Here is a 26,232-nt window from a genome sequence, read left to right as displayed (position 1 = left end):
CGTGTTGTTTATCCTGTGATTAATGTTCCCAACTGGTAAACGATAAATGCCATAAACCATGCCACACCTGTTGTGTAGACAACGGTAAGAATAGCCCACTTCCAGCTTCCCGATTCTCTCCGAATGGTTGCAATAACGGCAATGCAGGGGAAATAAATCAGCACAAAAACCAGGAACGAAAGTGCGACAAGAGGTGTAAATAAAGGCTTTCCTGTCATTGGACCAGAAGTATACCTTTCCGTCTGCAGTTTTTCCTGTAAAAGGTGCGTATTCTCCGGATCATCGTTTACCTGGAACAGGATGGCCATGGTACTCACCACAATTTCTTTAGCAGGAAGTCCGGCCAGTAAGCTCACGCCCATTCGCCAGTCAAAACCCAGCGGCCGGATAGCCGGCTCGATGGCTTTTCCCATTCTACCGATGTAAGAGTTTTCGATGCGCGATGATTCTTCGGCCAAACTAAGGTGATGCAAAACCGAGTCTCGTTCATTCAGCAGCAAATCTCTCTGTTCGGGATGAGCTTCAACCCTTGATTGGTATAGCTGATTGGCCTCTTGTTTTTGCTGGTTGAAGTGTTCCGCCTGCGGACTTGTTCGGGGAAAGTATTCCAGTGCCCAGATGGCGATCACTGCGACCAGAATGGTGCCCCCGATTTTTCGCAGGTACTGACTTCCCTTTTCCCACATGTGCAACAACGTATTTTTTAGCGTGGGCATCCGGTAGGGAGGAAGTTCCATCACAAAAGGCGTTTCCTTTCGTTTGAAAATGGTCCGGTTGAAAAGTTTCGCTGTTCCAACTGCCAACAGAATTCCCAGGAAATAAAGTCCCATCAGGACCAGTCCCGGATATTTTCCAAAGAAGGCAGAGATCAGTACAATATAAACCGGCAACCTGGCCGAGCATGACATGAACGGAATGATCAGCATCGTGAGCAAGCGGTCGTTCCGGTTACGAAGCGTTCGGGTAGCCATAATGGCCGGAACATTACAGCCGAATCCCATGACCATGGGAATGAAAGAACGTCCATGCAGGCCTATTTTGTGCATCAGCTTGTCCATGATGAAAGCTGCCCGGGCCATGTAGCCCGTGTCTTCCATGAAGGAAAGAAAAAAGAACAGAATAAGGATGTTCGGCAGAAAGACAACCACGCTGCCCACACCATTGATAATTCCGTTGATGAGCAAATCTTTCAGCATTCCATTGGCCATCCCGTTTCTAATCAGGTCGCCAAGCCACGAAACGCCTGCGTCAATCCAGTCCATTGGATAAGCACCGAGAGTAAAGGTAGCTGTAAAAGTGGCGAGCATGAACAGCATGAAAAGCGGAAAGCCGTAGAATTTGTGTGTAACCAGTTTGTCTATCTGTTCCGTAATGGCATGACGCCTACGTACCCCTTCACTGTAACTCTCTTTCAAAGCGCCGGCAATGAAACCGTATTTGGCATCGGTAATCAAATGCGAGCTGTCATCGTCCAGGCGTTCTTCCAGTCGATCAATTTCTTTCTTCGCGGTAGTATTGATTTGTTCAGCATTCGGAAAATCGTCGATGATTTTGGCGGTTTCCGGATCTTTGTCGAGAAGCCGCAACGACAAATAGCGTGACGATACCCGCGCCGGTGCCGGTTTCCCTTCACGAATGACCTTTTGCAACGCTTTGATGGATTTCTCCATTTCAGCACCATAATTAATATGGATATGCCGCACAATTGGATCGCGTTCTTCGTAAACGTCAATCACCTTGTTGAGCAACTTGTCAATCCCGATACCTTTGTTGGCCATGGTCGGAATAATGGGGATTCCCAGAAGTTTGCCCAGTTTTTCTATTTTCAGTTTGGCGCCCCCGGCTTCCAACTCGTCGTACATGTTCAATGCCAGCACGACTTTGATATCCATATCGATGAGCTGGGTGGTGAGATAGAGATTGCGTTCCAGGTTGGAAGCGTCCACCACGTTAACGACGATGTCCGGCGTTTCGTCGATGATGTATTTTCGGGAATATAGTTCTTCCGGTGTGTAAGCGGTCAGCGAATAGGTTCCCGGAAGGTCAATCAGTGTAAGTGAATAACCTTTCCAGTGGAGGTTGGCCTTGGCTGCATCGATGGTTACTCCGCTGTAGTTTCCAACGTGTTCTTTGGCTCCTGAAGCCCGGTTGAAAAGCGATGTTTTTCCGCAATTGGGATTTCCTGCTAAGGCAATGTTGATTTCCTTCCCTTTGACGCCAGCCGATGTTTTCAGGGTTTCCAAATCAATGGTACCATCATAGGTCGGTTCAATATAATGGAGTGCTTCTTCGCGAGACACCACTTCGATCAACCGCGCTTCTTCACGCCGAAGCGAAACATGGTACCCCATAACTTCGTATTCAACCGGATCGCGAAGAGGAGCATTTTTTAAAACTTTTACCTCTTTTCCACGCACGAAACCCATCTCCGTTATCCTGCGGCGGAAAGCGCCGTGGCCCATCACCTTGGAAATAACGACAGTATGGTTTTCACTGACTTCTGAGAGACGCATGTAAGATGCTAATTTTTACGCGGTTACTTTGTAATTAGTACAAATAAAAATAATGGCAAAGATATTTCTTATTTGTTAAAAAGCTGAATGAGAACGGTAATATTCGAGGTGGATATGCGAATATTTTGCAACTTCGCGCCGAACCTGAATCGTCGACTAATGGAATTTGAGAGTTTTTATGAAAAAATTCAGGACGCACTTCACCAGGTGCCGGATAATATCCGAATTCTGGAAAAGAAAATCGATATAGAACTTCAGAAGGAATATTTCCGCCAATCGCGGGAAGCGAAGGAAGGACTCGATGCGACTGAAGTATTGGACCAGGCTGAAAATTTATTTGCTGATACGACACCGGTTGACCAAAAGCAAAAGTTGTTGGTACAGCTGGCTTCTCTTGAGCGAATTGACGCATTGCGATTGATCGAGCGCTTTAAGGAGGAGAATAAAACCGTTTTGACCGATTGGACCGAACTGGCTTTCCAGGAAAGTCGCATCCGGCTCGAAAGCTCGTTGCTGGGCGAACGCCCGGTCTTTATTTCCTCTGGTTTGGGAGGAAGGGGACACAAGTTCCGTTATTTTGGTGCATTGTTCGCTTTGGAAGATCAACCTTTTACCGACTGGCAGAAAGAGCTGCTGAAAAAGGAAATTTTGTTTGCGCTCAATCATTATGACTCGGAACTCGAATCAATCGAATTTCATACAGGATTTGTTGCCCTTACGGCGATGATTCCGATTCGGGAACCGCTGCGAAATATCTTTCGCGATATCATCATGGAGTGCAACCAAATTGGCGGTTTCCTCCGGACCGATATGCTTATCACCAATGTCAAGCAATTTAGCCCCGATGAGTTGAGGGATATTCTGGAAAATAAAATTCTTAAAGAAGAAGATGATGAACAAGCAGATTAACTTAGCTCTGCAGGTATTGCCGCGGGCAGAGGACAAAGATACTTACGCGCTGGTGGACGAAGCGATAAAGATTATTGAAGAATCGGGTGTAAAATACCGTGTTTGTCCCTTCGAAACGGTTATGGAGGGTGATTTCGACCAATTGATGGATGTCGTTAAAAAAGTGCATGAGGCTTGCTATGCCGCTGGCGCGGAAAATATGCTCGCGTACGTGAAAATCCAAAGCAACGCCGAAACACCGGTCACGATAGAAGACAAAATGGCCAAATACGACGGTGCATAAAGTTTTGAGCCTCGGAAGGCTACCGGAATTCGTGCTTTTTTTTCGAAAAAAGCCTTCCGAAAGTAACGGTGTTTATTGAAAACTCTTTATATTTGCACCGCTTTCAAAAACAAAAGGACCCGTAGCTTAACTGGATAGAGCACCTGACTACGGATCAGGAGGTTGGGGGTTCGAATCCCTCCGGGTTCACAGAGAAGCTTCTTGCAGTGAGGAGCTTCTATTTTTTTGAAAGTTTTTATCACTGCATTATATGGACCCGTAGCTTAACTGGATAGAGCACTTGACTACGGATCAGGAGGTTGGGGGTTCGAATCCCTCCGGGTTCACAAAGGAGTTTCTTGAAAAAGGAGCTCCTTTTTTGTGCGTTCAATTTTCAAGTGGCGGGAGTTCACATTTTTAACATTATTCAATTTTGCGACCGGAAATGGCCTGTCCCCAGTCAATGAAAGCCTTTACAGACTTTACGTTTGTTAAGGTTTTTTAGATAAATCTTTACAATTTTTAACAGAAATAATTCGTCGAACCCATGGGTGCGCGGTTATCTTTGTGGTACATTTTTTTTCATAAGTTTAGGTTTAGTTAGGTTAGTTAGTTTGGTTAGTTTTAGTAAAAGGATGGACCGCCCGGTCCGTCCTTTTCTTTTTTAACTTTTAAAAAGGTCTGATGAGGCTCTGTTGAAAAGAGCATTGAAATGAAGAAAACGTTTATTTAATCTTTAGTTAATATTATTTGAAGTGTTGCGAATTATTTTTGCAATGATTTCATAAGTTTAGGTTTAGTTAGGTTAGTTAGTTTGGTTAGTTTAGTAAAAGGATAGGCCGCCCGGTCTGTCCTTTTCTTTTTTTAGTCTTCGAAGAGGTGCATGAGTTCGTCTTTGGAGACAGAACGGAACGGGTTGTTGGAATTGATGAATTTCTCGGCCAGCGACGATTTCTTTTCTTTCAGCTTTTGAATCTTCTCTTCAATGGTTCCTTCGGTGATAAAGCGGTACACAAATACTTTCTTGTCCTGTCCGATGCGGTGAGCGCGATTCACAGCCTGCATTTCAGCTGCCGGGTTCCACCACGGGTCGACAATGAAAACATAATCCGCTGAGGTCAGATTCAGGCCAACGCCGCCTGCTTTTAGTGAAATAAGAAAGATATTGTTGTCTGGGTTATTTTGGAAATCGTCGATCACCTTTTTGCGGTCGCGGGTTTGCCCTGTCAGCAGGCTGTAGTTCCAGCCATTCGTTTCAAATTCTTTGGACAGCAATTTCAATTGTCTGACGAAGGAGGAGAAGATGAGAATTTTGTGTTTCTCCGCAACCAAGATGCTGAGCATACGCAAAATTTCGTTGAATTTTTCCGATTCGATGTGCTGGTTGTCCTCAATCATCGCCGGATGATTGGCCAGTTGTCGCAATCGGATGAGGCCCTGTAGCACCACAAAAGCCGACTTTTCGAGGCTGATTTCCTCGATATTCGAAAGGATGTTGTTCCGGATGGAAGACTTTTCAGCCTCATACGCTTTTTTCTGCTCCGGCGTCATATCTACATACCGGATTAATTCGCTTAAAGGCGGAAGATCACGGGCTACTTGCTCTTTCGTTCGCCGCAGGATGAAAGGTTGAATGAGTTGCTGTAGTTTTTTTTGTGCTTCTTCATCGTTTTTCCGCTCAATAGGAGAGATGAATTCGCGTTTAAACCAGGCCAGGCTTCCGAGTAGTCCTCTATTCAGAAAATTGATTTGCGACCATAAATCGGAAAGCGAATTCTCGATGGGCGTCCCGGTCAGCACTAACCGGTGCGAAGCATTCATGTCATTAATGGCCCGGTAGGTTTTCGAGCCCGAATTTTTAATGTATTGCCCTTCGTCGAGAATGAGGTAATAAAACTGGTATTGCTTCAGGAATTCCCGATCGTTGCGCACTGTTCCGTAGGTGGTCAGAATCACGTCATGCTGGTGAATAAGATCCTGCATGTTGATTTTATGCCGGCGGCGCGCACCTATATATTTATAGTACCTGAGCGTTGGTGCAAACTTCAAAATCTCATCTTCCCAGTTATGAACAAGGGAAGTCGGCAGCACAATCAAACTGGCTGGTTGATGATGCTTCGAAAACTGCCGGTTTTTTCCGTTGTTGTCATCTTCAACCTGGTCGAATAGCGTAGGATATCCGTTGACTTTGCGTTGTGTTTTTACGAGCAATGCCAGCGTCTGCACCGTTTTTCCCAATCCCATATCATCCGCCAGGCAACCGCCAAAATGGTGCTGATGAAGATGGTACATCCAACCGAAACCTTCTTCCTGGTATGAGCGAAGCAGGGCATTGAGCTTTTGTGGCACCTCCGGAGCTTCCGGTTGTTCCTGAGTCAGTGTTTCAAACTTCTTCAGGTATTTTTTATGGACGCCGTTCAGGTTGTTTTCCAGTACCGGGAAATGGTGTTTTCTCAGCTTCAGATGTTCTGTGTCCGCTTCCGAAAGAGTGAAAATATCGCGGTAGCGGGCGAACCACTCTTCCGGAAGAACAGCAATTTCGCCGTTAGGCAATTGAAATTCCCGGACCCCGTTGAGGATATTCTTTTTCAGTCGGACAAAAGGGAAACGAAACTCACCAAAATTGACATAAGCGTAAATGTCGAACCAGTCGCTTTCGTCACTTATCTCGATGTTGAGAGTATGACTTCCGGTGTAGTATTTACGGTCGAGGTTGTGCTGTTCCAGTTCAATACCCGCTTCTTCCAGCTCCTGCTGATGATTATTCAGCCAGTTGATCAATGAGTAGAAGTACTCGCTACTCGTAACATCCGAAATTCCTTCTGGATGAAGTCCGGAAGACGTCTTGACCAATCCCATTTTCCGGAGCGACTTCAGTAAATCTTTCTCCCAACTCTTGTCTCTCTCGAATTTGTAAAAAGTGTAATTCCCGTTCTGCTTACGCAGATAAACAGCCTGCATCTCCTTGTCTATATAAGGAAAATCGCGCTGATTATACCTGAATTTAAGCATCAGGCGCGGATTCTTTCGCTGGTCTTCCTCTAACGAAAGTATGGCTTTCTTTTCCGGATTTCCTTCCACAATGTCAAAACCCTTGGCGTGAACCTGGTGATGACGAATGGTGCTGAGGACAAACGTTCGGTAGTACTTGTCTTCCACACTGCGCGGAATGCTGACGTAGTTTTTCTCGAAGAAAGGAAGCAGCTTATTTCCGGCCAGGTTGTCGAAAAAATACAGCTTCCCCTGGTAAAGCAACCGGCAAGGATGGTTAGTCAGCAGAATCACGTTGCGGTGTTGCAGCGAAATTTCCTGATCGTGGTACCGGATGGTCAAATAATAGCGGGTTTCGTGCTCAAGCCGTTCGAAATTGAAAACAGCACTGGTGTCGCGGTAGCAAAGCTCTATACGATCCTCTTCATATAGATTGCTGTATTTGGACTCCTTCCGATACAAGGGGATGGAATCCTCTTTCAGCAAATCGAGGCACTTGAGAATTTGCTTTTCGATGTACGGAACCACCTGTTTGGTGAACGTATCCAGGTCGATGTGTTTGAAGAAATCATTCAGTCCGCCTCGGTTACCGAATCGTTCCAGCAAGTTTTCGTTGCTGTATTTCTCCATTAGGCTGACCAGTTTCTTCTCGGTAGGAGAGTAGGCATAATCTCCGTCATCGAGGTTGTGGCAGTGGATTTTCTTTACGACAGAATAGAATGTGTTCTGCCCTTTCTTCTCAACCAAATAAGGGGCAAGAACATAACCCAGGTTCCGGTGTTCTGTGATGGCAATAATGAACTGTAGACTCACAAATAATCCCTCTTTGTTAGCTTTTGCCTGAATGGCATGAATTAAACGGAGTAGCGGTTCAACCGCCGGCTTTCTTCACTTTGTAACCTTCGTTGGTCAGAAGTTGCATGGCTTTATCGCGGAAATCACCCTGGAGCAGAATTTCACCGTTTTTCACCGATCCTCCAACTCCACACTTGCTTTTCAACTGTTTTCCCAGCGCTTTCAGGTCGTCTTCGGCACCGACAAATCCGGTGATGAGCGTTACCTCTTTTCCTTTTCGCTGTTTTCTGTCGAGCATGATTTTCAGATTCTGCTGCGAGGGCGGCAATGTTTCTTCCTCTTCCTGCTCGTTGTATTCGTAGTCAAACTGGTCATCGGTCGAATAGACGATTCCGTACCGGTCATTCTTTTTCTTGTTTTTTCCCATTCTCTCAATCAATTTTAACGCGATGCACACCGGATACACAATGTCGATTCGGGCATGATAGCGATACGTCCCCAAGGAATTTCCTGGGCACAGCGGGTACACTTCCCGAAGTCGGGAGAATCGATTTTCTCCAAAGCCTCTTCGAGTTTCGACAGCTTTAATTGCTTTTTCCGCATGGCAGCTTCGTTCACGCTACGGTTATTAATTGCGTCCATCCGGCTGACTCGTCCAATGGCACAATCCGGAGCCTCCGGGCGTGTCAGCTCTTTTAAATCAAGCAGCTCTTCCTTTAGTCCGGCCACTTTTGTCGTCATGGTTTCCCGCAATTTTTCCCGATCTTCTTTCGTCATTTTGTATCCGGTAATGAAACTGTCAAGTTCTCAATCCTTAATATTTGGTATTCGCAAAAATTACTTTGCGATAAAGAAAACTTTAAAAATAAATATTTCCTTCGAATAACATCAGGATAGAACCGAAAATCTCAGGCGCATTTTTGAACTGGCTGATTCATTAATACTTTGAGGCATAGGTTGTGTAGCACATGAAGATTAACTTCCATATTGGCTCTTAATTTCACGAAATTCCTATTTTTGAAAAAATTATGTGAATTAATAAGAAACTATTTCCTGTTAGATGAATAAAGTTGTAAAAAAGGAGTTTTTCTCGGAAAAGGTTGTCAGATTGGTTGTTGAAGCCCCTCTGATTGCCCGTTCCAGGAAAGCAGGAAATTTCGTTATTCTCCGTGTGGGAGAAAAAGGTGAGCGGATTCCGTTAACGATTGCATCGGCGGATGCTGAAAAAGGAACCATCGACCTAGTTGCACAGGTGGTTGGGGTAAGTACCTCAAAGCTGGCTGATTTAGAGCCGGGCGATTACATTACCGACTTGGTTGGCCCGCTTGGAAAGCCAACACACATCGAAAACGTAGGAACAATATTGGCTGCAGGTGGCGGCGTGGGTGTTGCTCCGTTGCTTCCCATTGTAGAGGCATTTAAGAAAGCCGGGAACCGTGTAATTACGGTTTTGGCTGCCCGAAGCAAGGATTTAATTATTCTGGAAGACCAAATGCGCCAGTGGTCCGATGAACTCATCGTGATGACGGATGATGGTTCTCACGGAAGAAAAGGTTTGGTAACTGCTGGAATGGAAGAGATTCTTCAACGTGAAGAGGTGAACGAGTGCATTGTCATCGGGCCCGCTATCATGATGAAGTTTGCAGCTTTACTAACAGAAAAATATAACGTGCCAACGCAGGCCAGTCTCAATTCTATCATGGTTGACGGTACCGGAATGTGTGGTGCCTGTCGTGTATCGGTTGGAGGGAAGACACGTTTCACTTGCGTGGATGGTCCTGAATTTGACGCTCATCACATCGATTTTGACGAGATGCTGATGCGCCTTGGCGGCTATCGCGAAGAAGAGAAAGAAGCATTGGAACTTTATCATTTACAGCACAAATTGGTCGAAAAGTAATGGGACTCGATTCATTATACCTAAAACAGGAACGCGAAGCCGAATGGCGCGCGGAACTGAGAAGACAAACAAAGAATAAGGACCGTATGCTGATTGAACGGGTCTCCATGCCTGAGCTGGAGCCTGAGGTCCGGGTAAATTACCAGGACCGGGAAGTCAATAGTGGCCTGACCCGCGAAATGGCCATGCAGGAAGCCGTTCGTTGCATGGATTGTGCGAATCCAACCTGCATTGAAGGTTGCCCGGTGAGCATCAACATTCCGAAATTCATTAAAAATATTGAGCGTGGCGAAATTCAGCAGGCAGCGTCTGTGTTGAAAGAAACCAGCGCATTGCCGGCTGTTTGTGGTCGCGTTTGTCCGCAGGAGAAACAGTGCGAAGCACAGTGTTTCTACGTTCAGAAACTGAACAAACCAGCAGTGGCCATTGGTCACCTGGAACGTTTTGCTGCCGATTTTGAGCGTGAGAGCGGAGAGATGAGCGTTCCGGAAACAGCGAAATCAAATGGAATTAAAGTCGCTACCGTTGGCTCTGGTCCGGCGGCACTTTCGTTTGCCGGCGACATGGTTAAAAAGGGGTACGATGTCACTGTTTTTGAGGCGTTGCACGAAATTGGCGGCGTGTTGAAATATGGTATTCCTGAATTCCGGTTGCCGAATAAAATCGTCGATAAGGAATTGGAGAACCTGCAAAAGATGGGCGTTCATTTCGAGACCAACTTTATTGTGGGAAGAACGGCCTCTTTCGATGATTTGAAAGAGCAGGGATTCCAGGCGTTTTTCATCGGAAGCGGAGCGGGTTTGCCGCGTTTTATGAGCATTCCCGGAGAAAATTATAACGGCATTCTTTCATCGAATGAGTATCTGACCCGCGTAAATTTGATGGGAGCTCAGTACGAAGAAACCGATACGCCGGTTCTGCACGGAAAGCGTGTAGCCGTAATTGGTGGCGGAAATACTGCCATGGACTCAGTTCGTACCGCTTTACGACTGGGTGCTGAAAAGGCGATGATTGTGTATCGTCGTTCGGAAGAGGAAATGCCGGCCCGTATCGAAGAAATAAAACATGCGAAGGAAGAGGGCGTGGAGTTCCACAATCTTTGTAACCCGCTGGAATATTATGGCGACGAAAAAGGACGTGTCAGTGGGATGAAGCTAATCCGGATGCAACTGGGAGAACCTGATGCTTCAGGGCGCCGTCGTCCGGTGCCAATGGAAGGTTCGGAATTTGAGATGGAAGTGGATTTAGTGATTGTGGCAGTCGGCGTTTCGCCAAATCCTTTAGTACCTTCGAGTTTGAAAGAGTTGAAAGTAACCAAATGGGGAACCATCGTGGTCGATGAAACGAAGATGCAGTCATCCATCCCGGAAATGTTTGCGGGTGGTGATATCGTTCGTGGTGGTGCAACCGTGATTCTAGCCATGGGAGATGGCCGTCGGGCTGCTGAAAAGATGGACCATTTTCTCAAGGAAAAATATGCTGTGAATTAATATCTAAAAGTAAATCGAATCATGCCTGATCTTTCTGTTTCATATCTTGGATTGGAATTAAAAAGCCCCATAATCGCTGGGAGTAGCGGATTAACCAATTCCATCGAAAGTCTTCGGGAAATTGAAAAAGCCGGGGCAGGAGCTGTCGTGCTCAAGTCGGTTTTCGAGGAAGAAATTTACCTCGAGTATGCCGAAGAGATGAAAAAGCTGGGGCCGATGGATAACAACCTCGAGTTTTTGGATTATTACGACTACGAAATCCGTGAGGGAAATCTGAAGCGTTACATCCAGCTGGTTTCCGATGCAAAGAAAGCACTGTCCATACCGGTAATTGCCAGTATCAACTGCGTCTCAAACCAGGAGTGGTCATTCTTTGCCAAAAAACTGGAAGAGGCCGGTGCCGATGCTATCGAACTGAATATGTTCATCCGGCCTTCCGACCTTTCGCAAAACAGCCGCGAGAATGAAAGCATCTATTTTGATGTGGCCACCCGTGTTGCTTCGAATATTAAAATCCCGCTTTCGCTGAAAATCAGTCCGTACTTCTCGAACCTCGGAGGGATGATTCGCGACTTGTCGTTTGCCGAAATCAGTGGACTGGTGCTATTCAACAAGTTCTACAGTCCGGACATCGATGTGGAAGACGAGAAAATGATCAGTGCCGATGTATTCTCAACCGATTCGGATTATACACTGCCACTCAGGTGGATTGGCATCATGGCCAAACGCGTTAATTGCGATTTGGCTGCTTCAACCGGAGTGCACGACTGGAAAACGGTCGTCCGGATGTTGCTGGCAGGTGCTTCAGTGGTACAGGTAGTCTCAGCATTGTATATTGACAAAGTGAGCGTTATCAAAGATTTTAACCAGGGACTTTCCGACTGGATGGAGCGTCACAACTATGCTTCGGTCGAGGATTTCAAAGGTAAGTTGAGCCTGGGGAATGATGTCGATCCGGCTGCTTATATGCGCGTTCAGTTCATGCGTAACTTTGGCGAGCACGATTAAACAAAATTTAATACTTCTGACTAACCGGCTTTTAATGACAAATGAAAGCCGGCTTTTTTTTGTTTCTCCGTCACTTGGGAGGAAGAGAGCGTTCAGGAATGTTTGCAAAATTTCTTACCTTTCGGCCAACTATTTGACATTTCTGTAGATATTGAAAATGAAGACCAGAATAAGCCGTTTTACCATAGTTTTCACTTTTTTGTTTGCGCTGACGGTAATCCCGACAGTAGCTCAGGTCAAAATTTCATCCGAGACTGTTGTCATAGGCGGGAAAAAATACCTGTTGCATACCGTTGAAAAAGGGCAGACCTTGTATTCGATTTCTCAATCGTACGGAGTATCGCAAACCGAAATTGCGGATGAAAATCCGTCAGTAAAGGATGGACTTTCGATTGGTGAAATCCTGCGAATTCCAGTGGGGAAGATGCAAAAAAGTGAATCGAGGAAAGAAAAAAGACGACGCCGACATAAAACACGCGAGAAGCAGCACGCTTTGCCACCTTCGGCTGATTTCTTTTTCCATCCGGTGAAACCGCAGGAAACCGTTTACTCCATCTCCCGTCAGTATGGTGTGGACGTTCAAACCATCTACAAATACAATCCGGAAGCAAAGAAAGAATTGCTGGTAGGCGAAGTTTTGCGCATTCCGCGGCAAACGCAACCGACAACGGAAACGCAGCAAGCGCCCCAGGAAAATGACAACTATATTTACCACAAAGTGGAGAAAGGGGAAACACTCTATTCCATTTCGAAAGAGTATAACCGGAAGATTAGTGAAATCGTGAAAGCGAATCCGGGGGCAGCTCAGTCACTCGAAACCGGAAGTATGCTGAGAATTCCCAAACAGGCTTCCACTCAACCTACCCAATTGGTTCCAATGGCATCAGGGAAATATTTTACCTACCGCGTGGAAACGGGCGAAACCTACTTCAGTTTGAAACAGCGTTTTGGTGTATCGCAGGATGAGTTGGTAAAATTGAATCCGCAATTATTTGATGGGTTGAATGCCGGTCTCGTAATTCGAATTCCGGAGAAGCAGGTGGCTTCAACGAAAGTTGTTCCTATTGATAAGAATTTATTTCAATATCATACGGTTACCAAAGGCGAAACGCTTTACGGACTTTCGCATCAGTATAATGTAAAAATCAGTCAGCTAAAAGAGCTGAATCCCGTGTTGAAATTGCGTGGACCGGTAGTTGGCGAGCAGTTGCTGATTCCCAAACCCGGTGTCCCGGAAGAATTGAAGGAAAATCTTACGGATGAAATTAAATCGAACGTTCCGGTTCAAACGCCAGCATACGAAGTCGAGCCTAATCCGGCTGCGCCCAAAGCTGAATGTATGGGAATGAGCTGGTCGGGTAACGAGCCGATTAAAATTGGATTGTTCCTACCGTTGTATCTCGAAGCAAATGACACGATCAATTATATCCGGATGACACCGGACGAAATCCAGAAGCAGATTGACGAACAAAAGGCTGCCGGAATTGATGACCCGGTTGTTGATTCGGTGAAGGTGAGAGACCACAAGATTGTGTACGAGCCATCGGTTAATTTCCTCGATTTTTACGAAGGAGTTTTACTGGCACTGGATACGTTGAAACAACAAGGAATCAAAACGGAATTGTATGTATACGATACAAACCAGGATACGAGTGTAATCCGGCAATTGGTTCAACGTCCCGAGTTCTTGTCGCTGAATTTGATTATTGGTCCGGTGTATCCAAAATGCCAGAAACTGGTCTCGGAACTTTCGGCTAAAAACCGGATTCCGATGGTTTCTCCGCTGGCGTCCAACGGAGGGCTTGCTGACAAGAATCCATATTATTTTCAAATTAACCCGGACAAGATGTACCGTTTGAAAGCAACGGCTGATTATCTGGGCGACGATTACTTTAACAAGAATTTCATCGTGATGCAGATGGGCAATAATGCGCATCTCGATGAGTCGCAACTGGTGGATTGGGTGCGGAACAAATTCTTCGCAACCGGCTATTACGACCAGACACCATCGGTACTGTTCCACGAATTCGATTTCCGCGAAGGCGGCTACTACGGACTGATTCATCTGCTTGAGCCGAACAAGGATAACGTGGTGATTGTGCCGATGACTCGTGAAGCCGACGTGAGTGTGGCAGTAACAAACTTGAATACAGCGGCCAAGAAATATAACATTACGCTGGTCGGCCTTTCGGAATTTTCACGTTACCGGAGTATTGAAACCGATTATCTGCATAACCTGAAGTTGCATTACCTGACGCCTTATTATATCGACTATCGTGATAAGGGGGTTGTAAGGTTTATTGAGCGTTATCGGAATAATTTTTACGATGAGCCTAATCAGTTCAGTTTCCAGGGATACGATATCACGAATTATTTTGTGAATGCTATTCAGAAATTCGGAACCAACTTTGCTCAATGCCTCCCATATCTGAATGTGCACTTGCTGCAAGGCGATTACAACTTCCAGAAGGTGTCAGATTTTGGCGGATACATGAACCATACGCTGTATATCATGAAATATACGCGCGACTACCATGTGAAGGCCGTTGGAAAAGTAGGTGATTTGCCGTTGTTGATTTCAGGACAACCGGAAGAGATGCAACCCGACAGTACGAATCAACAGAACAATGTTATTACGTTTCCGGGCAACCGGAATTAGTCAATAAACCAGGGAATTAAAAATAAAAAGGCCTTTCCATATCGCGGAAAGGCCTTTTTTGTGTCTGACGTTTTGTATTTATTCGAACTCAGCGAATGCTTTCTTGATCAGAGCGATGGCTTCAGCCATTTGCTCCTCGGTGATGGTCAGCGGCGGAGTGAAACGGATGGTGTGCTCATGCGTGGGTTTCGCAATGAGGCCGTGCTCTTTCATGGCGAGACAAACATCCCAGGCCGTTTTACCATTGGTTGGTTTAATCTGAATAGCGTTCAGCAAACCTTTTCCACGTACTTCCTGAATCAGCGGTGAGTCGATGGCTTTCATCTCCTTGCGGAAATAAGCGCCAATCTTTTCGGAGTTATCCACCAGGTTCTCTTCCTGCAGTACTTCCAGGGCGGCAATCGCAACTTTTGCGGCAATTGGGTTTCCACCGTACGTAGAACCATGTTCTCCCGGTTTGATGGTCAGCATTACTTCATCATCTGCCAACACGCAGGAAACGGGCATTAAACCGCCTGAAATGGCTTTTCCGAGTACCAGAATGTCCGGACGAACATCTTCGTGGTCACAGGCCAGCATTTTGCCTGTACGGCCCAGTCCGGTTTGCACTTCGTCGGCAACGAAAAGAACGTTGTGTTTTTCACACAATGCTTTGGCTTTTTTCAGGTAACCATCTTCCGGAACGTAAACACCGGCTTCCGCCTGAATCGGCTCTACGAGGAAACCTGCCGTATTCGGATTCTTCAGCTCTGCTTCGAGTGCTTCCAAATCGTTATACGGAACTTTTACAAAACCAGGCGTATAAGGTCCGTAGTCGCCATATGCATCCGGGTCAGTCGACATCGAAATGATGGAGATGGTACGTCCGTGGAAGTTGCCGTCGCAGCAAATAATGCGGGCTTCATTCTGCGGAACGCCTTTTACTTTATAAGCCCATTTGCGAATCAGCTTCAGCGCTGTTTCGTCGGCTTCGGCGCCCGAGTTCATCGGCAGCATTTTATCGTAGCCAAACAGCTTGGTGATGTACTCTTCCCACTCACCGAGTACGTTGTTATAAAACGCTCGTGAGGTCAGCGCCAGTTTATTGGCCTGATCGGTCAGTGCTTTTACAATTTTAGGGTGCGAGTGTCCTTGGTTTACCGCCGAGTATGCAGCCAGGAAGTCATAATATTTCTTGCCTTCCACATCCCATACAAAAATTCCTTCGCCACGTTCCAGTACAACGGGAAGCGGGTGATAGTTATGTGCTCCGTATTTATCTTCACGGGCAATGTAGTCCTTTGTTGTCATATTCATACGTACTATGGTTTTATACAATATCAGCGGGAGTTGAAGCTAAAGGATTTAATTGGCATTATCAAAATGTTCTGCAATAGCCCCGTTTTTATTTTGACGTTAAACCGGAAGCGAAAGATGAAAAGTGGTTGCTAATTTGTTACCGGATTATTTCCAAAAACGGATAATTAAAACTTCAGCCAGAAGGGCCATGATGGCGAGTACCATGAATAACCTCCAAAGTTGTCTCCCATTATGTACGACATCGAAATGAGCAGAAAGTTCAGTCTTTGATGCGGTCATAAAATGGACCTTTTGGAAGCCAGTTTGTTGGAGTTGCTCTGAGAGTTGGTCGGCGTTGTAACAATCCGGGGCTGATTCTTTCCGATCGTAATTAAAAGCCAGCGGCAAGGCTCCGTTTCCGGACGTCAATTCGTAGTTTCCGCCTTGGGTAACGGCATCGGTTTTCATTTGAAATCGGTTTCCCGGAAGAGGCTGTACGGTGGGCAGCCAATCAAACGAGTTGCCAACTCCTTTCAGTTTCATTCCGCTCTGTACATTTCCGTTTCCCGGGAAGGGAAGGTCAATCACTTTATCTTGTCCGATGGTGTAATACAGCGGCGAACCTTGCACACTGTTCAGCACCATTTTGTATATCAGCGGAACAAACAACGCGTTGGTGAAGAATGCACGGTTTTCCTGCGATGACGGCAGTGTGAACAGGAAGAATTTTCCTTTCCCGGGCTGACTTTCGCTCAAAAGCAGATTTCCATTGGCCAGCGAAAGAATAGGCAATGCGCTGGATTGAGCTGTTTGACTTGGCAAATGAATTTTCACTTCCGGCAAATCGCCATCCGGATTGGGACCACTGAAAACATTCTGGAAAAGTGGATTCGTGACATCAAGCTTCGCGATGCGCATGGAGGTTGTGTCGGCATTTGCCGAAAAAGGATTTCCCTGCATTTCGTTGATGAAGTGGTTGTACGACTCTAAATCACCATTTCTCGCCGGGAAGAAAACGACGGTTCCGCCTTGGCGAATAAATTGCGTCAGACTTGCTGTCAACCCGGAAGAAAGTTCCGGAAGTTGGGTGAGAAAAATAATCTGTTGCTTACTGAAGTCGCCGGTTCGGACCTGCTGCCAGCCAACTTCCTGGTAGTGCACCAGACTATCGGTTTTTAGCAATGCCGAAAGATATTTTGCGCTTTCATCGTTTCCGTGAATCACCAGTGCGTTAATTCGCCCAGTTACCCGGAAGCCGATATAAAGTGTGTTGTCATAGGTAACCGGATAATCGGTCAATTCCACCCGGGCATTTTTAATTCCCGCACTTCGGGCAGTAAATTTCAGAGAAACGGTTTTTTCCTGGTCGGGTTTCAGGTCAAAACTGGTGACAGCACGCAACGAGTCGTTTTCGATGTAACGCATGGGAACGTCTGTCAACTCCTGGTCTCCGTTATTTCTGACCCGGGCATAAAGTGTTTCGGCTGTTCCTTTAATTCTTCCGGGTACGGCAAACCAGACTGAATCAACGAGAAGATTGTTGGATTGCTGCGCCTTTAACAAATCAATATTCAGGCTCATCGAAGTGTCCGCCTTTATCCGCCCGATATCCGAAATGTTTTTCTGAAAATCGCTCAACAGGTAAACGGAATTCGGGCTGGCATTCTTCTCATCTTTCAGCCGTTGGGAAAGCACCCGCATGATTTGCGACAGTGGCGGACGGGCCGGTGTGGCCTGAACGGCACTGATGCGGTCCAACAACATGCTGCGGTCGAGCAAACGTTGATTTTGGAGTGACAAATCGTTCGTGACCAATGCAAACTTGGTATCAGCCGGATAAGCATTAGCCAGGTTCAACGCTCCCTGTTTGGCCTGTTCCAGGAGGTTGTTTCCCTCGGAGCCGGCCAGCATACTGAAGGAATTGTCGATGTAAATGCCTGCTTTATTCAAATTGGTATCCGTTGAGGCATTCTTTGGAGGAATAAAAGGGTGAGCGAAAGCGGTAACCAGAAATGCGATTGCCAATATCCGACTGGCGAGTATCAACAATTCCTTCAGATGCTTTTGCTGTTTCTTCTCCTTTTTCAGCTGGCTCAGCGCTCTGACGTTGCTGAAATACACCGTGGTGTATCGCCGAAACTTGAAAATGTGAATAATGATGGGAATGAGAATCAGGAACAGTGCCCAGAAATATGTCGGATATAAAAAGGTCATTTGCTTTAGCGTTGAATTAAGGTGTTAATCATTCCCGGCTCCGAAATTAGCTGAAAATCGGAAATCCGCCAAGGCCGTTAAAATCGGGCCGAAAGTTTCAGATTGATTCTTCTTCCCGTTAGGTAATTGGGGACAGCGTGCATTTGATTGTAGACGTCGGTTACCCAGAAATAAGAAATGGTGTTGTTGATATCCATCAGGTTGAAAACCTCCAGCGAAATGGAAGCAGCTTTCATTCCCAATCGGTTTTTTATATTGCGGTTCTCACCGGAAAACAATGTTTTGGTGAAGCCGATATCCACGCGGCGGTAAGGCGGCATCCGGAAGGTGTCCATCCAACGTTCATTGTTTGGTGGACCGAAAGGCAATTTTGAACCGTAATGCAGCGTCAGGTACATCTTAATGGACGGATATCCTGGGAAATAATCCTGAAAAAAGAGGCTGAAATTCACGCGCTGGTCCGTTGGGCGCGGAATATAACCCGGATAAACAATTTGCGTATTTCCGTTCGCATCGGTAATCGTGTACTGGTCGCCGCTAATGTCTTCTTCTGTTTTCATGAGCGAAAGGCTGGCCCACGACTGAATACCGCTCACAAACTCGCCGTTCAGTTTCATGTCGAGGCCGTAAGCGTAACCTTTGGCGACTTCTCCCGAAAGGTAGCGGATACGGATGTTGTCAATCTGGTAGGGAATCAGATTTTGGAGCGATTTGTAATAGACTTCGGATGAGAGTTTGAATGGACGTTCCCATAGACGAAACTGGTGATCGACGCCGGCCACATAATGGGTCGCATCCTGTGCTTTTACATTCCGGTTAATTTGTCCATCGATGGTTTGTAGTTCTTTGAAAAACGGCATCTGCTGGTATTTCCCCCAGGCCAACCGGAAGACGTAATTCTTTTGCCAGTTCGGGTACCACGTAGCCGAAACACGAGGGCTTACAATGGTCTGTTCGTTGAAATCCCAGTACTGGGCTCGGATTCCGCCGTTCAGGTTGAGATTGCCGTCGGCCAACGGAATATTCCAGGTATCCTGAATGAATCCGGAAAAGCGATTGCTGCTGATGTTGTTTTTCGCATTCACGGACTGGTAGAGTTCCACCGCCTGGTCGTTTCGCGGTAGCGAATAACCGGCCGAATCGCGCATTTGCCATTCGTTGATTTTTTCGTCAAACGTTTCGTGACGGAATTGCAATCCCCAACCAATTTTGTGACTGCCTTCCTGCAGTTCTCCACGATGTTCGACATTCATCACGCGGGCATCGAGATTGTTGCGGGCATGGTTGAGATAGGAGCCAATGCCAATGTTCATCGTGCTGTCGGCGTAAGTAGCCGAGCCGGGAGAAATATCCACTTCGTTCAATAGGTATTGCCCCTGGATGTCATATCGCTCTGCTTCCACCGAATGAAAAGCGGAAGCAGTCAACTTTAAATGAAGCTTGTCTATAGGATGAAAATCGAGATTCAACGCACCGAGTTTGGTTTCGTATCGGTCCTTTTCCTGTCCGTCGAAGTAAATCTTCAGTTGGTACACCTGGCTCCAGGTTCCGTATTGTGTTTTCCTGGTTGTTGGGATAAATTGATAGACATTCGACGCAACATTTCCCAGGAAACCCAGCGTGAGTTTAGGTGAAAACTGATAGGTGAGGTAAGTTTGGAAATCAAGGAAGTTGGGAGAATAATCTCCCTTCTGGTCCAATGTTCCCAACAGGTAACGATTGGTTTTGTATCGGATTCCCGTGATGTGGGTGAACCGGTTTTTCAATGCTGTTCCTTCCACATGAGCCGAAGCTCCCAGTAAACTCACTTCCGCAGAAGCGGCAGTTTGTTGAGGTTTCCGGTAATGAATATCGAGTACCGAAGACATCTTGTCGCCATACGAAGCGTCGAAACCGCCGGAAGAAAACTCGATGGACGAAACCATGTCGGGATTGATGATGCTCAAACCTTCCTGTTGTCCGGAGCGAACGAGGAAAGGTCGGTACACTTCAATTCCGTTAATGTACACCAGGTTTTCATCGAAGTTTCCGCCGCGAACCGAGTAACGGGAACTAAGTTCGTTGTTGGAATAAACACCGGGCATGGTTTTCAGTAACGCTTCCACGCCACCTCCCGCGACTTCTGGTATATGAGTCGTCAACTTCGGATTCAACGTTGTCATTCCGTTTTTTTCACGGCGGGCTTCCGAAACCGTTACTTCATTAATCTTTCCGGGAAGTAGCTTCAATAACGGCGTAATCGTTTTTTCTTCGCCGGGAGTGAGGAAAATTTTCATCTCGACTGATTGATAACCCACCCGGGAGATAAAAAGCGTTTCCTCTTTTCGTGCCGGAACCTGCAAGATAAACCGGCCGTTTTCGTCGGTGCTGGTTCCAACTGCTAAGCCTTTGAGGGAAATGTTCACTAATTCGAGCGGCGCTCCTTTTTCGTCGGTCACCTGTCCTTTGACATGAGCCGTCAATGTCTGACTTTTTCCTGTTAAAGGAATAGCCAGCAAGCAGATGAGCATCGAAAAAACGACGAAACATTTTCTCATAAGAATCGGGCGCTTCAACGTGAATTTGGTTACCATAAAGATGGTTAAATCGTCTGAATTGAGCGAATTTAAACTAAAGGAATGATTTTCTCCCGCTCATATTTTTGACTATGTTTGCAAATATCACATAATTGTGAGACTGAGAAAGAATTGTAGAGCATAGATTTTCCGTGAGTGTACGTTACAAACCATTGAACTCGGTACTGGTAAAACCTGCCGGCCCCGACTGTAATCTCGATTGCAGTTATTGCTTTTACCTGGAAAAGGGCGAGCTGTTTCCGGATACGAAAGTACACCGGATGTCGCCGGAAATCCAGGAAGAAATGATTCGGCAGGTGATGCAGCAATCGGGACAGAACGTTTCCATCGCCTGGCAGGGCGGGGAACCGGCTTTGATGGGACTGGATTTCTACAAGCGGGCGATTGAGCTGGAGCAGAAATTTGGGTACGGAAAAGTTATCGGCAACGGCTTCCAAACTAACGGAACGTTGCTGAATCGCGATTGGGCCAAATTCTTCAAGGAATACGACTGGCTCATCGGTTTGTCACTGGATGGTTCGCAACATATTCACGACCGTTTTCGTAAGGATAAAGGTGAGCAGCCTACCTGGGAAAAGGTGGAGAATGTGGCGAAGATGTTGTTGGAAGAAGGTGTGGCTGTAAATGCCATGTGTTGTGTGACCGATTATTCGGCCGATTATGCAGCGGAGCTTTACAATTATTTTAAGCGTCTTGGCTTAAATTACATGCAGTTCATTCCCATTGTGGAACCGGACAAGGATGATCCCACCCAAGCCGCATCCTTTTCGGTAACAGCGGAGAAATATGGAAAGTTCCTGGTTGAGCTTTTCGATTTATGGCTGGCCGATTTCGAAAACGGACAACCCACCACGTCCATTCGTCACTTCGAAACGGTTTTCCACACCTACGTGGGAATGGAAGTCCCCGAGTGTGCATTTATGCGCGAATGTGGCGTTTATACGGTGATTGAGCACAACGGCAACGTTTATTCCTGTGACTTTTTTGTCGATCCGAAATACCGTTTGGGAAATATTCGACATGACAAAATTGTTAATATGTTGAATTCCAAAAAACAACAGGCTTTTGGTCGGGCGAAGAGTGCAGTTCCTGTTAAATGTCGTCAATGCCGTTGGTATACGAAGTGTTACGGTGGTTGCACGAAGGACCGGATTAAGGACCCGCGCGATCATCGGAAGCCTCGTTTCTGTGAAGCATACATGATGTTTTTCGAACATGCCGATGGAGTGCTGTCCCGGATGGCTGCCGAATGGAAAAAACAGCAGGCAGATTACCAGGAGTATCAGCAAACCGGCGGGACGTATAATGCATTTAAGGATTTTATGAAGAAATAATTTTTATGGCGAAAGTTTTGATATTGACCACTGAAAACGCTGCCCGTTCGCAAATGCTGGAGGGATGGCTGCGCTATTATACGCGAAATAATGTGGTGATTCGAAGCGCCGGTTTGAGGCCCTGCAACATGGATGCGTTTGCCGTGAAGGCGATGATTGAAGCGGTGGTGGACATCCGGGAAGCCAAAAGTAATACACTGGGAGAGTTGGACGAGACACATTTCGACCAAATCATAACGCTTACCCCCTTGGCGACCAGTGAAGCGATGAGTAAATACCCGTCGGCAACAGTGGAGGAAGCCATTTTTGACGATCCGAAACAGGCGACGGATGAGGAGAAAGAGCGATTGAAAATATATCGCCGGAGTGTAGATGAGATAGATGATTATGCCTTTAACTATGCTGTTCGCAAGTTGGGGTTGGAATTTTAAAAGGGGGAAAATGAAACGGAAAAAACAGAAGAATTATTGGGTCGCCGGCCGGATAATGGCCGTATTATTTTGGGTAGCGCTGGGATGGAGTTGTTCGCCGGACGAAACGTTGGTTCCGTTACCGGATCAATCAGGTAGCGGGAGCGTTCAGGATTCAACGTCTACTACAACTTCAGACACCACGTCAACGTCAACGTCGACACCACCGGACACGACATCGACCACGCCTTCCGGGAATGTAACATTCAAAGATGCGATGCTGGCCGAAATCAATTTTGCCCGGACGAAGCCGGCAGATTATGCCAATCAGCGGTTGAAAAGTGAGTATAATTCAGGTACAGACAATGGAGCGTACAATGATTTAACCAGCCGCTCTGCTGTAAATGCCTTAACTTTGAATAACCTGTTGACTACTTCAGCAACGAAATATGCGAAATACATGGCCGACAACAATGTTTTCGGCCACACCGAAAACGGGACACCGCAATCGAGGGCAGAGGCCGAAGGTTATACTGGTTCAGTGGGAGAAAATATTGCGGCTGGTTCATATCCGTCGTATAATGCAGAATCCGATCCGAATGGAGCGGCCATTGCATTTGTCAAGCTGCTGATTATCGACACAGGCATATCAGGTGTCGGTCACCGAAAAAATATTCTAGATAGTTCGTATAAAGTGGTTGGCATCGGTTTCTACCGAAATACAGCGAGCAAATATGACAACTATCTGGTTCAGGATTTCGGCACCAAATAACCGTTCCTGAATCACAAAAGATGAATCGTTATGATGAAGCAATTCGAAATTACTCTTTCGCCATACCGGCGAGGTTACCACTTAATCACCAGTGAAATTCAGCGGCAGCTTTCCGAGTTGCCTAAAGTTGGACTGGTTCATTTGCTTATTAAACATACATCGGCGGCGCTTTCGCTGAATGAAAATGCCGATCTATCGGTACGCGATGATTTCGAATCGTTCATGAACAAACTGGTTCCGGAAAATGATCCGGTTTTTACGCACGTACTCGAAGGTTCTGATGACATGCCGGCTCACCTGAAGTCATCTCTTCTCGGTGCAAATCTCACGATTCCGGTGACAAATGGTCGACTGAACTTGGGAACCTGGCAGGGAATTTACCTCTGCGAATTCCGGAATCGTGGCGGTTCACGGAAGATTGTGGTGACGATCATGGGGGAATAACCGGATATTGCACGTCATTTCATTCATCAGGTTTAGAAACATTTTATATTAGGTCATATCGATTGCAGGGTGCTGAATCCTGCAATCGATCATTTTTATTGGTCCGTTTTTTCTGTTGCTTTAAGAATCTATTGATAATGATTCAACTACACAAACCGATAAAACGTACATATACGCTATGACTAAAAAATTACTGCTCGGGGTGGAGGCCATCGGACAGGGCGCGATCGACGGAGGAATGTCGGGCGTCTATGCCTATCCCGGGACTCCCTCTACCGAAATCACCGAATATGTTCAGGAGAATGCGGTAGCAAAGGAGCGAAACATTCACCGTGAATGGTCAGCTAACGAGAAGACGGCAATGGAAGCAGGACTGGGCATGTCGTATGCCGGTAAGCGAGCCATGGTCTGCATGAAACACGTGGGATTAAACGTAGCTGCTGACGCATTTGTCAATTCGGCCATTACCGGAGTGAATGGTGGATTGATTGTCACGGTAGCCGACGACCCTTCGATGCACTCGTCTCAGAACGAACAAGATTCCCGTTTTTACGGAAAATTCTCGATGCTTCCCATCCTGGAGCCATCCAATCAGCAGGAAGCTTACGAAATGGCCTGTACCGGATTTGAATTATCCGAGAAGCTAGGCGTTCCGGTTTTGCTACGTATTACCACCCGTTTGGCGCATTCGCGTGCCGGCGTGGAAACAGTAGAACCGATGCCTGAAAATACCGGCTCATTACCGAAAGATCCGAGACAATTTGTGTTGCTTCCGGCCATTGCCCGTAAGCGTTACGCTGGTCTGCTGGAGAAACAGGATTCTTTCCGCGAAAGCGCAGAAAAGGCGTCATTTAATCAGTATTTTGATGGCGAGGACAAAAGTCTGGGAATCATTTGCTGCGGCATCACCTATAATTACCTCAAGGAAAACTACCCCGAGGAATGTCCTTATCCGCATGTGAAACTAAGTCAGTATCCGTTGCCGGAAGATATGCTGAAAAAGCTGGAAGAGCAGGTGGATGAAATTCTGGTGCTGGAAGAAGGTTATCCGTTGGTGGAAGAGATGCTGAGCGGGTTCTTCTGTCGCGGACGCCGCATACTGGGACGGCTGGATGGAACCTTGCCACGTGCAGGTGAACTGAATCCGGACCATGTTGCCAAGGCATTGGGAATTCCTGCTAAGAAAGGTGAAAAGGTACCGGATGTACTGGCTAATCGTCCCCCGGCGCTGTGCAAAGGTTGCAGCCACCATGATACCTACAAAGCGTTGAATTTGGTGATGGAGCCATTTGGTGACGGCCATGTATTCTCCGATATTGGTTGTTACACGTTGGGCGCGCTACCTCCTTATTCATCTATCAATTCCTGCGTCGATATGGGCGCATCGATCACGATGGCGAAAGGAGCAGCCGATGCCGGGTTGTTTCCGTCGGTGGCCGTGATTGGCGACTCGACTTTTACCCATTCGGGGATGACCGGTTTGCTGGATGCAGTGAATGAAAAAACTCCGATTACCGTGCTGATTTGTGACAATGAATCGGTTTCGATGACCGGCGGACAAGATTCGGCAGCTTTGGGCAAAATCGAATCCATTTGTCTTGGTCTGGGCGTTGATCCGGATCACTTGCATACGATTGAAGCGCATCCCAAAAATCACGATAAGTTGGTAGAATTGCTTGAACGGGAAGTGAATTACGAAGGTGTATCGGTGATAGTTCCGCGAAGGGAATGTATTCAGAAAGCAGCTCGTCGCATCCGTGCCGAAAAGATGAAGAGTGAACAGAACGCTTAGTCAAATCGAAAAAACAAGAATTATGAAATGTGATATTGTATTGGCAGGCGTTGGCGGACAGGGCATTTTATCGATTGCTGCTGTGCTTGGAATGGCTGCCGTTGAAAACGATTTATACCTGAAACAGGCCGAAACACACGGAATGAGTCAGCGTGGTGGTGCTGTTCAATCGTACCTTCGATTGTCGGATAATCCCATTTACTCGGATTTAATTCCGGCTGGAGAAGCTGATATTATTCTTTCGGTCGAGCCGATGGAATCACTTCGTTATTTGCCTTTCCTGTCGAAGAAAGGGTATGTGGTGACCAATACCACGCCTTTCGTGAATATTCCGGATTATCCGGAGCTTGACAAAGTATTGGGCGAAGTAAAAAAACAACCGCATCACATTGCCATCGATGCGGACAAAGTAGCGAAAGAAGTGGGCAACTCACGCGCATCGAATATGGTGATGCTGGGAGCCGCTTCACCGTTTATCGATATTCCGTTCGGGCTGATTGAAGACGGAATTCGCAAAATTTTTATACGGAAGGGGGAGGCGATTGTTAATCTGAACCTCGAAGCTTTGCGGGCCGGAAGAAAATTCGCGGAAGCCAACCGATAGATATTATTTCCATATAAAAGTGAGAGTCTGTCCATTTGCTTTTTGGACAGGCTCTTTCTTCGTATTCATTTGGGTAAAAACATCAGGACATAAATAAAAATTGTCAAGACTTTTCGAACAAAATACTTAAACATTTTTGCTAAAAGGTCTTGATGTTTTTGAAAAAGATCAAGACGTGATTTTAGAAAGTCCGTATTTTTTAAAATAAAGTCCGGACTTTTTTAAAAAAGATAAGGACCTTCTTGCAATCAGATCGGGACTTTCTTTCAACAAGGTCCGGA

Annotated in this window: 19 protein-coding genes and 2 tRNA genes; 14 read left to right on the top strand and 7 right to left on the bottom strand. The window is 46.4% G+C overall.

What is annotated here, in order from left to right; genetic code table 11:
- Positions 1-8 precede the first annotated feature (8 nt).
- Positions 9-2,513: a ferrous iron transport protein B gene (gene feoB / locus GJU87_RS12830; protein WP_153639893.1), complete on the bottom strand. Its 2,505-nt coding sequence runs from the start codon at positions 2,511-2,513 to the stop codon at positions 9-11.
- An 87-nt stretch (positions 2,514-2,600) separates the two neighbouring features.
- Between feoB and GJU87_RS12825 the strand changes: the two genes are divergently transcribed.
- The 4 genes from GJU87_RS12825 (at position 2,601) to GJU87_RS12810 (ending at position 4,031) form a co-directional block, all read left to right on the top strand.
- A complete protein-coding gene (locus GJU87_RS12825) occupies positions 2,601-3,422 on the top strand; it encodes a hypothetical protein (protein ID WP_153639892.1) in 822 nt (273 codons plus the stop codon).
- Complete coding sequence (locus tag GJU87_RS12820; protein WP_228491983.1) at positions 3,403-3,705, top strand: MTH1187 family thiamine-binding protein; 303 nt, start codon at positions 3,403-3,405, stop codon at positions 3,703-3,705. Before GJU87_RS12825 ends, GJU87_RS12820 begins: the two co-directional genes overlap by 20 nt.
- Positions 3,706-3,820: 115 nt before the next feature.
- Positions 3,821-3,894 (top strand) — tRNA-Arg (locus GJU87_RS12815).
- Between the two features lie 63 nt (positions 3,895-3,957).
- Positions 3,958-4,031 (top strand) — tRNA-Arg (locus GJU87_RS12810).
- Between the two features lie 517 nt (positions 4,032-4,548).
- Here GJU87_RS12810 and GJU87_RS12805 read toward each other — a convergent pair.
- Genes GJU87_RS12805 through GJU87_RS12795 form a run of 3 tightly spaced genes read right to left on the bottom strand, consistent with a single transcriptional unit; the run spans position 4,549 to position 8,247 of the window.
- Positions 4,549-7,488, bottom strand: a complete 2,940-nt coding sequence (locus tag GJU87_RS12805; RefSeq protein ID WP_153639891.1) for a DEAD/DEAH box helicase — start codon at positions 7,486-7,488, stop codon at positions 4,549-4,551.
- A 58-nt stretch (positions 7,489-7,546) separates the two neighbouring features.
- A complete protein-coding gene (locus GJU87_RS12800; protein ID WP_153639890.1) occupies positions 7,547-7,897 on the bottom strand; it encodes a translation initiation factor in 351 nt (116 codons plus the stop codon).
- A gap of 14 nt (positions 7,898-7,911) precedes the next feature.
- Positions 7,912-8,247: a TraR/DksA C4-type zinc finger protein gene (locus GJU87_RS12795; protein WP_228491982.1), complete on the bottom strand. Its 336-nt coding sequence runs from the start codon at positions 8,245-8,247 to the stop codon at positions 7,912-7,914.
- A gap of 283 nt (positions 8,248-8,530) precedes the next feature.
- Between GJU87_RS12795 and GJU87_RS12790 the strand changes: the two genes are divergently transcribed.
- From GJU87_RS12790 to GJU87_RS12775, 4 genes are all read left to right on the top strand, one after another.
- Positions 8,531-9,370, top strand: coding sequence for a sulfide/dihydroorotate dehydrogenase-like FAD/NAD-binding protein (locus GJU87_RS12790; RefSeq protein WP_153639889.1), 840 nt, complete (start codon positions 8,531-8,533; stop codon positions 9,368-9,370).
- Positions 9,370-10,860 (top strand): NADPH-dependent glutamate synthase, encoded by a 1,491-nt coding sequence (gene gltA, locus GJU87_RS12785; RefSeq protein ID WP_153639888.1) that lies wholly within the window; start codon positions 9,370-9,372, stop codon positions 10,858-10,860. The genes GJU87_RS12790 and gltA overlap by 1 nt, the downstream gene beginning before the upstream one ends.
- Positions 10,861-10,881: 21 nt before the next feature.
- Positions 10,882-11,868 (top strand): dihydroorotate dehydrogenase-like protein, encoded by a 987-nt coding sequence (locus GJU87_RS12780; RefSeq protein ID WP_153639887.1) that lies wholly within the window; start codon positions 10,882-10,884, stop codon positions 11,866-11,868.
- A gap of 157 nt (positions 11,869-12,025) precedes the next feature.
- Positions 12,026-14,527 (top strand): LysM peptidoglycan-binding domain-containing protein, encoded by a 2,502-nt coding sequence (locus tag GJU87_RS12775; protein ID WP_153639886.1) that lies wholly within the window; start codon positions 12,026-12,028, stop codon positions 14,525-14,527.
- A gap of 78 nt (positions 14,528-14,605) precedes the next feature.
- Here GJU87_RS12775 and rocD read toward each other — a convergent pair whose 3' ends face one another.
- The 3 genes from rocD to GJU87_RS12760 all read right to left on the bottom strand — a co-directional run bounded on the left by rocD (position 14,606) and on the right by GJU87_RS12760 (position 20,556).
- Positions 14,606-15,823 carry an ornithine--oxo-acid transaminase gene (gene rocD, locus GJU87_RS12770; protein WP_305071373.1) on the bottom strand — a complete coding sequence of 406 codons (1,218 nt, stop codon included), beginning with the start codon at positions 15,821-15,823 and terminating at the stop codon, positions 14,606-14,608.
- Between the two features lie 147 nt (positions 15,824-15,970).
- The gene (locus GJU87_RS12765; RefSeq protein WP_153639885.1) at positions 15,971-18,019 is read right to left on the bottom strand and encodes a BatA and WFA domain-containing protein; all 2,049 of its coding nucleotides are present in this window, start codon (positions 18,017-18,019) and stop codon (positions 15,971-15,973) included.
- Between the two features lie 77 nt (positions 18,020-18,096).
- The gene (locus GJU87_RS12760; RefSeq protein ID WP_228491981.1) at positions 18,097-20,556 is read right to left on the bottom strand and encodes a TonB-dependent receptor; all 2,460 of its coding nucleotides are present in this window, start codon (positions 20,554-20,556) and stop codon (positions 18,097-18,099) included.
- Between the two features lie 170 nt (positions 20,557-20,726).
- Between GJU87_RS12760 and GJU87_RS12755 the strand changes: the two genes are divergently transcribed.
- The 6 genes from GJU87_RS12755 (at position 20,727) to GJU87_RS12730 (ending at position 25,951) form a co-directional block, all read left to right on the top strand.
- Complete coding sequence (locus tag GJU87_RS12755) at positions 20,727-21,929, top strand: anaerobic sulfatase maturase (RefSeq protein WP_153639884.1); 1,203 nt, start codon at positions 20,727-20,729, stop codon at positions 21,927-21,929.
- A 5-nt stretch (positions 21,930-21,934) separates the two neighbouring features.
- Positions 21,935-22,360 carry an arsenate reductase ArsC gene (locus GJU87_RS12750; RefSeq protein WP_153639883.1) on the top strand — a complete coding sequence of 142 codons (426 nt, stop codon included), beginning with the start codon at positions 21,935-21,937 and terminating at the stop codon, positions 22,358-22,360.
- 10 nt (positions 22,361-22,370) lie between these two features.
- Positions 22,371-23,111 (top strand): CAP domain-containing protein, encoded by a 741-nt coding sequence (locus GJU87_RS12745; RefSeq protein ID WP_194831527.1) that lies wholly within the window; start codon positions 22,371-22,373, stop codon positions 23,109-23,111.
- Between the two features lie 30 nt (positions 23,112-23,141).
- Positions 23,142-23,555, top strand: coding sequence for a secondary thiamine-phosphate synthase enzyme YjbQ (locus GJU87_RS12740; RefSeq protein WP_153639881.1), 414 nt, complete (start codon positions 23,142-23,144; stop codon positions 23,553-23,555).
- Between the two features lie 178 nt (positions 23,556-23,733).
- Complete coding sequence (locus GJU87_RS12735) at positions 23,734-25,347, top strand: thiamine pyrophosphate-dependent enzyme (RefSeq protein ID WP_153639880.1); 1,614 nt, start codon at positions 23,734-23,736, stop codon at positions 25,345-25,347.
- 22 nt (positions 25,348-25,369) lie between these two features.
- Positions 25,370-25,951, top strand: coding sequence for an indolepyruvate oxidoreductase subunit beta (locus GJU87_RS12730; RefSeq protein WP_153639879.1), 582 nt, complete (start codon positions 25,370-25,372; stop codon positions 25,949-25,951).
- Positions 25,952-26,232 lie beyond the last annotated feature (281 nt).

This window comes from Prolixibacter sp. NT017 (assembly GCF_009617875.1).
Classification (GTDB): domain Bacteria; phylum Bacteroidota; class Bacteroidia; order Bacteroidales; family Prolixibacteraceae; genus Prolixibacter.
This window is presented reverse-complemented; position numbering and strand designations above follow the sequence as displayed.

Bases quoted from the DNA above. Each gene is read 5' to 3' on its own strand.
- gltA (WP_153639888.1), top strand. From the start codon at position 9,370: ATGGGACTCGATTCATTATACCTAAAACAGGAACGCGAAGCCGAATGG.
- GJU87_RS12790 (WP_153639889.1), top strand. From the start codon at position 8,531: ATGAATAAAGTTGTAAAAAAGGAGTTTTTCTCGGAAAAGGTTGTCAGA.
- GJU87_RS12795 (WP_228491982.1), bottom strand. From the start codon at position 8,247: ATGACGAAAGAAGATCGGGAAAAATTGCGGGAAACCATGACGACAAAA.
- feoB (WP_153639893.1), bottom strand. From the start codon at position 2,513: ATGCGTCTCTCAGAAGTCAGTGAAAACCATACTGTCGTTATTTCCAAG.
- GJU87_RS12780 (WP_153639887.1), top strand. From the start codon at position 10,882: ATGCCTGATCTTTCTGTTTCATATCTTGGATTGGAATTAAAAAGCCCC.
- GJU87_RS12825 (WP_153639892.1), top strand. From the start codon at position 2,601: ATGAGAACGGTAATATTCGAGGTGGATATGCGAATATTTTGCAACTTC.
- GJU87_RS12745 (WP_194831527.1), top strand. From the start codon at position 22,371: ATGAAACGGAAAAAACAGAAGAATTATTGGGTCGCCGGCCGGATAATG.
- GJU87_RS12730 (WP_153639879.1), top strand. From the start codon at position 25,370: ATGAAATGTGATATTGTATTGGCAGGCGTTGGCGGACAGGGCATTTTA.
- GJU87_RS12760 (WP_228491981.1), bottom strand. From the start codon at position 20,556: ATGAGAAAATGTTTCGTCGTTTTTTCGATGCTCATCTGCTTGCTGGCT.
- GJU87_RS12750 (WP_153639883.1), top strand. From the start codon at position 21,935: ATGGCGAAAGTTTTGATATTGACCACTGAAAACGCTGCCCGTTCGCAA.
- GJU87_RS12765 (WP_153639885.1), bottom strand. From the start codon at position 18,019: ATGACCTTTTTATATCCGACATATTTCTGGGCACTGTTCCTGATTCTC.
- GJU87_RS12800 (WP_153639890.1), bottom strand. From the start codon at position 7,897: ATGGGAAAAAACAAGAAAAAGAATGACCGGTACGGAATCGTCTATTCG.
- rocD (WP_305071373.1), bottom strand. From the start codon at position 15,823: ATGAATATGACAACAAAGGACTACATTGCCCGTGAAGATAAATACGGA.
- GJU87_RS12820 (WP_228491983.1), top strand. From the start codon at position 3,403: ATGATGAACAAGCAGATTAACTTAGCTCTGCAGGTATTGCCGCGGGCA.
- GJU87_RS12735 (WP_153639880.1), top strand. From the start codon at position 23,734: ATGACTAAAAAATTACTGCTCGGGGTGGAGGCCATCGGACAGGGCGCG.
- GJU87_RS12775 (WP_153639886.1), top strand. From the start codon at position 12,026: ATGAAGACCAGAATAAGCCGTTTTACCATAGTTTTCACTTTTTTGTTT.
- GJU87_RS12740 (WP_153639881.1), top strand. From the start codon at position 23,142: ATGATGAAGCAATTCGAAATTACTCTTTCGCCATACCGGCGAGGTTAC.